5 protein-coding genes are annotated in these 6,981 nt (G+C 75.5%); 4 read left to right on the top strand and 1 reads right to left on the bottom strand.

All coding sequences use genetic code 11. The features are described from left to right. Positions 1–31 precede the first annotated feature (31 nt). Both E1293_RS42450 and E1293_RS42445 read left to right on the top strand, forming a co-directional pair. Positions 32–2,353: a beta-xylosidase/alpha-l-arabinosidase gene (locus tag E1293_RS42450; RefSeq protein WP_132205069.1), complete on the top strand. Its 2,322-nt coding sequence runs from the start codon at positions 32–34 to the stop codon at positions 2,351–2,353. Further along, complete coding sequence (locus tag E1293_RS42445; protein ID WP_132205067.1) at positions 2,350–3,936, top strand: glycoside hydrolase family 43 protein; 1,587 nt, start codon at positions 2,350–2,352, stop codon at positions 3,934–3,936. The genes E1293_RS42450 and E1293_RS42445 overlap by 4 nt, the downstream gene beginning before the upstream one ends. On the opposite strand, the gene E1293_RS42440 is transcribed toward E1293_RS42445, so the two are convergent. After that, the gene (locus E1293_RS42440) at positions 3,874–5,082 is read right to left on the bottom strand and encodes an ROK family transcriptional regulator (RefSeq protein ID WP_132205065.1); all 1,209 of its coding nucleotides are present in this window, start codon (positions 5,080–5,082) and stop codon (positions 3,874–3,876) included. The two genes, E1293_RS42445 and E1293_RS42440, sit on opposite strands and share 63 nt — an antisense overlap. Positions 5,083–5,171: 89 nt before the next feature. Between E1293_RS42440 and xylB the strand changes: the two genes are divergently transcribed. Further along, complete coding sequence (gene xylB, locus E1293_RS42435) at positions 5,172–6,554, top strand: xylulokinase (protein WP_132205063.1); 1,383 nt, start codon at positions 5,172–5,174, stop codon at positions 6,552–6,554. Between the two features lie 11 nt (positions 6,555–6,565). Next, positions 6,566–6,981 (top strand): TIM barrel protein (locus E1293_RS42430; RefSeq protein WP_165978660.1); only part of this gene is annotated, 416 nt, incomplete at its 3' end.

Below are 6,981 nucleotides of genomic sequence, written 5' to 3'. Positions count from 1 at the left end.
CTCCCGCCCCGTCTTCCCACACGGAGGAACGATGACCGAAGCCGTCCCGGCCGCGAGCGCGACCCGCGACCCCTGGCAGGACCGCGGACTGCCGGTCGCCGAGCGCGTCGCCGACCTGCTGGCCCGGATGACGCCGGAGGAGAAGGCGGGCCAGCTCGCCGGATTCTGGGCGATGCCCGCCGAGCCGGGGGAACCCGTGGCCCCCATGGAGGACGACTCGAACGAGGCGGCGCCGTCCCTCGACGAGGTCCTCGACCGGGGGCTGGGCCAGCTCACCCGCGTGTTCGGGACCGCGCCCGTCGCGGCGGCCGAGGGCGCCGCGCGGCTCCGCGAGCTGCAGGGCCGCGTCGCCGCCGGCAACCGGTTCGGCGTCCCGGCGATCGCCCACGAGGAGTGCCTCAACGGCTTCATGACGTGGGGCGCCACCGTCTTCCCGAGCCCGCCCGCATGGGGCGCGACCTTCGACACCGAGCTGGTGGCCGAGATGGCGGCCGCGATCGGGGCGAGCATGCGGGCGGCCGGCGTCCACCAGGGCCTCGCCCCCGTGCTGGACGTCGTCCGCGACGCCCGCTGGGGCCGGACGGAGGAGTGCATCGGCGAGGACCCGTACCTCGTCGGGGTCCTGGGAACCGCATACGTGGGGGCCTTGGAACGGTCCGGCATCGTCACGACGCTGAAGCACTTCGCCGGGTACTCGGCGTCCCGCGCGGGCCGGAACATGGCCCCGACGCCGATCGGGCCGCGCGAGTTCGCCGACGTCGTGCTGGAGCCGTTCGTGCTGGCGCTGCGCGACGGCGGCGCCCGCTCGGTCATGCACTCCTACACCGACGTGGACGGGATGCCCGCCGCCGCGGACGACCGCCTGCTCACCGGCCTGCTGCGCGAGGAGCTGGGCTTCACGGGCGTCGTCGTCGCCGACTACTTCGGCATCTCGTTCCTGGAGACCCGGCACCGGGTGGCCGGGTCGCGGGGCGAGGCCGCCGCGCTCGCGCTGCGGGCCGGGATCGACATGGAGCTGCCGACCGTCCGCTGCTACGGCCCCCCGCTGATCGAGCGGGTCCGGCAGGGCACCGTGCCCGAGGAGCTGCTCGACCGGGCCGCCGGCCGCGTCCTCACCCAGAAGGCCGAGCTCGGCCTGCTGGACGAGGTGCCCGCGGACGGCGACGGCGCGGCGCTGGACTTCGACCCCCCCGGGCACCGGGCGCTGGCCAGGCGGCTGGCCGAGGAGTCCGTCGTCCTGCTCGCCAACGACGGCGTGCTGCCGCTGCGCTCCGGCTCCGGGGTCGTGCTGGCGGGCCCGCTCGCGGACGACCCGTTCGGGATGATGGGCTGCTACACCTTCCCGAGCCACGTCGGCCGCCAGCACCCGGAGCTGCCGCTCGGGGTGGAGATCCCGACCGTGGCGGACGCGCTGCGCGCCGAGCTGCCCGGCGTGCGGGTGGCGGCCTCGGACGACGTGTTCGTCACCGCCGACGCCGACATCGAGTCCGCCGTCGCGGCGGCGCGGGACGCCGAGGTGTGCGTGCTCGCGCTCGGCGACCGGGCGGGGCTGTTCGGCCGCGGCACCTCCGGCGAGGGCTGCGACACCGAGACGCTCGCGCTGCCGGGGCGGCAGGCCGAGCTGGCCGCCGCCGTGCTGGACACCGGCACCCCCACGGTCGTCGTGATGCTCACCGGGCGGCCGTACGCGATCGAGTCGATCGCCGACCGGGCCGCCGCCGTCGTGCAGGCGTTCTTCCCCGGCGAGGAGGGCGGCGGGGCCGTCGCCGGCGTCCTGTCGGGGCGGGTCGAGCCGTCCGGGCGGATGCCGATCAGCGTGCCGCGCCGCGCGTCCGGCCCGCCGGTCACCTACCTGCGGTCGCTGATGGACGGCGGGCACGACTGGAGCGTGGTCGACCCCGTCCCGCTGTACCCGTTCGGCCACGGCCTGACCTGGACGTCCTTCGAGTACTCCGATTTCAGCGCGGGCGAGCGGGCCTCGACCGACGGCACGGTCACGGTCGGCGCGGCCGTCCGCAACACCGGCGACCGCGCGGGCACCGAGATCGTCCAGCTGTACCTGTCCGACCCGGTCGCGTCGGTGGTGCGGCCGGCGCGCTGGCTCGCCGGGTGGGCCCGGATCCGGCTGGAGCCGGGCGAGGCGGCGCGGGCCGAGTTCCGGGTGCACGCCGACCGGACCTCGTTCACCGGCCCCGACCTGCGGCGCATCGTCGAGCCCGGGGTGATCGAGGTGTCGGTCGGCCGGTCGAGCGCCGACCTGCCGCTGCGCGGCTCGTTCACCCTGGACGGTCCCGTCCGCGAGCTCGGGCCGGACCGCGTCCTGACCGTTCCCGTGAAGGTGACGCCGCTTTGACGCGCGCCGCCGAGCCGGTGCTGCCCGGCTTCCACCCGGACCCGTCGATCTGCCGGGCGGGCGACGACTTCTACCTGGTGACGTCGACGTTCGAATGGTTCCCCGGGCTGCCCGTGTACCACAGCCGCGACCTGGTGAACTGGCGGCCGATCGGGCACGCGCTGGACCGGCCGGAGCAGCTCCCGCTGGACGGCGTGCCCGCGTCCGGCGGCCTGTACGCGCCGACGCTGCGCCACCACGACGGCACGTACTACCTGGTCTGCACCCTCGTCGACGGGACGGACTGGTCGGGCCACTTCGTGCTGACCGCCGCCGATCCGGCCGGGCCGTGGTCGGACGCGCACCGGCTCGGCGGCGCGGGCATCGACCCGTCGCTGTTCTTCGACGACGACGGCCGCGCCTGGTGCACCGGCACCCGGCCGACCGGGCGCTACGAGGGGCACACCGAGATCTGGCTGCGCGAGTTCGACCCGTCCGCCCTGGTGCTGACCGGTGACGAGCACGTGATCTGGGACGGCGCGGTGAAGGGCGCGATCTGGTCCGAGGGCTCCCACCTCTACAAGATCGACGGCCGCTACCACCTGCTGACCGCCGAGGGCGGCACGGCCATGGACCACGCGGTGATGGCCGCGCGGGCCGATGCCGTGACCGGCCCGTACGAGGGGAATCCGCGCAATCCGGTGCTGACCCACCGCGACCTCGGCGCCGGTCATCCGATCGTCGGGACCGGGCACGCCGATCTCGTCGAGACGCCGGACGGCGAATGGTGGATGGTCCTGCTCGCGATGCGCCCGCACCACGAGGACCGGTGCGCGCTCGGGCGGGAGACGTTCCTCGCCCCGGTCACCTGGGAGGACGGCTGGCCGGTCACCGGCGGGCGGATCGAGGCCGGCGGTCCCGTCCCGTCGCTGCCGCCGAGTCCGCGGCCGGCCGTCCCGGTGTGCGACCAGTTCGACGGGCCCGAACTCGGGCCGGCCTGGAACATGCTGCGGCCCCCGCGCGAGCGCTGGTGGAGCCTGAGCGAGCGGCCGGGGTGGCTGCGGCTGCGCGTCCGCCCGGAGAGCCTCGCCGACGTCGCCAACCCGTCGTTCGCCGGACGGCGGCAGCAGCACCACGACTTCGCCGCGTTCACCGAGCTCGACTTCGCCCCGGCCGACGAGGAATGGGCGGGGCTGGCCCTCGTCCAGAACAACGACTTCCACGTCCTGCTGGTGTCGACGGGCAGCGGGCTGCGCCTCGTCAAGCGAGAGCAGGGCATCGAGACGGTCCTCACCGCGGGTCCCGCCGTCTCCGGACCCGTCCGGCTCGGCTTCGAGGCCCACGGCCGCTGGTACCAGGCGTCCTACAGCGTGGAGCCGGGAACATGGACGCCGTTCGGCGACCCCGTGGACGGCGACATCCTGACCAGTCAGGTCGCGGGCGGCTTCACCGGCACCTACCTAGGCCTCTACGCGACCGCGAACGGCCGCGCGAGCAAGAACCACGCGGACTTCGCCTGGTTCGAGTACCTCCCGCTCCCTTCAGGGCAGGAGGTGGGCGGGGTCGGCGATCACGCGCTCCACCACCAGGGCGGCGGCGCCTAGTACGGCGGCGCCCTCGGCCAGGCCGGAGACCTCCACCGGCGGTGCGCCCCGGCGGAGCGATCCGGCGCCTTCCGCCAGGACCGCCTCCAGCGGCGGGCGGACCCAGGCGGCGAGCGGGGAGAAGACGCCGCCGAGCACGATGGTGTCGGGGTCGATCAGGTTGACGACCGAGGCGAGGGCGCCGCCGAGCGCGCGGCCGGCCCGGGCCACCGCGTCCAGGGCGGCCTCGTCGCCCGCGGTGAGCCGGTCGGCGAGCCTGCCCACCGAGCCCTCGGGCCCGCCGGCCGGGCGGGTCACCGGCAGGCCGGCGGCGCGCAGGATCGCCTCCTGCCCGGCGATCTGCTCCAGGCAGCCGCGCCCCCCGCAGGAGCAGGGCGGGCCGGACGGATCGGCGACGAGATGGCCGAGCTCACCGGCGAAGCCGTGCGCGCCGCGGAACACCCGGCCGTCCACGAGGATGCCGGCGCCGATCCCGATCTCGCCGGAGACGTGCACGAAGTCGCCGAACCGGGCGCCGCCGCCGAACCACAGCTCGCCGAGGGCCGCCAGGTTGGCCTCGTTGTCGTACTCGGCGGGCAGCGCGGCCGCGAGGCCCGGGGCGCCGGTGACGGGGACGTCGGTCCAGCCGAGGTTCGGGGCGTGCCGGACCACGCCGTTCTCGCGGTCGAGCAGGCCGGGCAGCGCGACCGCGGCGCCCGCGACGGTGAGGCCCTGCCCGGCCGCGGCGGCCGCCGCCTCGGCCGCGAGCGCGGTGAGCGCGGCGAGGACGTCGCCGGGCTCGCGGCCGCGGTTGTCGGAGCTGATCACGTGCCGGTAGCGGACCTGCTTGCCGAGGTCGAGGACGCAGGCGGCGAGGTAGTCGACGTTGACCTCCAGGCCGAGCCCGGCGGCGCCGCCGCCGTGCAGGGACACGCCCACGCCGGGGCGCCCGCGCTCCCCCTCGTGCACGGGCGCCCCGTCCCGTACCAGGCCGGCGCCCTCCAGCAGGGCGACGAGGTTGGAGACGGTGGTCTTGGTGAAGCCGGTGAGATCGGCCAGGCGGGCGCGCGTGACGGGCTGGTGCCGGGCGACGTGCTCCAGGACGACGGCGAGGTTCCGTTCCCGCATCGTCGCGTGCCGGACGGGGCCGTTCGCGGACTTCGTCATGAATCAACCCTAAATGAATCGCATGTATAGGCAGGCCTGCGGCCCTCTGCTAGGTTAATTAGTCCAAGCTCTTTACGAAAGGGGAACGGATGCCCGAGAGCCTGGTCGCGGGCGTCGACTCCTCGACGCAGTCGACGAAGGTCGTGCTGTGCCGCGCCGATGACGGCGCCGTGGTGGCCGAGGCGTCCGCTCCGCATCCGGACGGCACCGAGTGCCATCCCGACCACTGGTGGAGCGCCCTGTCGCAGGTCCGGGAGGTGCTCGAACGGGCCGACGCGGTCTCCGTCGCCGCCCAGCAGCACGGCATGGTCGCGCTCGACGGCGCCGGCGCGGCCGTCCGCCCCGCGCTGCTGTGGAACGACACGCGCTCGGCGCCGCAGGCCCGCGCGCTCGTCGAGGAGCTCGGCGGCGCGAAGTCGTGGGCGGAGCGGACCGGCAGCGTGCCGCTCGCGTCCTTCACCGTGACGAAGCTGCGCTGGATGGCCGAGCACGAGCCGGACTACGCGCGCCGCACCGAGCGGGTGATGCTCCCGCACGACTGGCTGACGCTGCGGCTCGGCGCGCCCGAGCCGGTGACCGACCGGGGCGACGCGTCCGGCACCGGCTACTGGTCCCCCGCGACCGGCGCCTACCTGCCCGACCTGTTGCGCGCCGCACTCGGCCACGACGCGGAACCGCCGCGCGTCGCGGCCCCGGGCGAGCGCGTCGGCGAGACGGTCTGGGGCGCGGCGCTCGGCCCCGGGACCGGCGACAACATGGGCGCCGCGCTCGGCCTCGCCCTCGAACCGGGGGACGTGGTGGTATCGATCGGGACGTCCGGGACGGCGTTCGCGGTGACCGGCGAGCCCGCCGCCGACCCGTCCGGCCTGGTCGCGGGGTTCGCCGACGCGACCGGCCGGTTCCTGCCACTGGTCTGCACGCTGAACGCCGCGCGGATCCTGTCGGCCGCCGCGGAGATGACGGGCACCGCGCTGGACGAGCTGTCCGCGCTCGCCCTCGCCGCCGAGCCCGGCGCCGGCGGGCTCACGCTGCTGCCCTACCTCGACGGGGAGCGCACCCCCGACCGTCCGGACGCGACGGGCGTGCTCGCGGGGCTGACCACGTCCAACGCGACGCGGGAGAACGTGGCGCGGGCCGCGGTGGAGGCGCTGCTGTGCTCGCTCGCCGACGCCGTCGACCACCTCGCCGCGCAGGGCGTCCGGCCGCGCCGCACCCTGCTGATCGGCGGCGGCGCCCGTGCCGCGGCCGTCCGGACCCTGGCGCCGGCGATCCTCGGGACGCCGGTGACCGTCCCCGAACCCGCCGAGTACGTCGCGCTCGGGGCCGCCCGCCAGGCGGCCTGGGCGCTCGCCGGAACGCCCGGACCGCCCGCGTGGCCGGCACCGCCCGCGACCGAGCACACCAGTGAACACACCGATGCCGAGGTCCGCGCACGCTACGCCGCGCTGCGCGACTCCGCCCCGGAGATCTGAGGAGGACTCTGATGAGCGACTACGCACCCGCGCCCGAGGACCGGTTCTCGTTCGGCATCTGGACGGTCGGCTGGCAGGGCGTCGACGTGTTCGGCCCCGGCACCCGCCCGCCGATGCCCGCCGACCGGGCCGTCCGCAAGCTGGCCGAGATCGGCGCCTACGGCGTGAACTTCCACGACAACGACGTGTTCGACTTCGACGCCTCGCCCGGCGAGCGGCAGGAGAAGGTCAACGCGTTCCGCAAGGCCCTCGACGAGACGGGCCTGGTCGTCACCACCGCCACCACCAACCTGTTCGGCCACCCGGTCTTCAAGGACGGCGCGTTCACCGCGAACGACCGCGACGTCCGCCGCTTCGCCCTGCGCAAGGTCATGGACAACCTCGACCTCGCCGCCGAGCTGGGCGCCAGGACCTATGTGTGCTGGGG

Origin of the sequence: Actinomadura darangshiensis, from assembly GCF_004349235.1 — a bacterium.
Lineage (GTDB): Bacteria > Actinomycetota > Actinomycetes > Streptosporangiales > Streptosporangiaceae > Spirillospora > Spirillospora darangshiensis.
The sequence above is the reverse complement of the archived record's forward strand: the minus strand, read 5'-3'. Positions and strand labels throughout refer to the sequence as shown.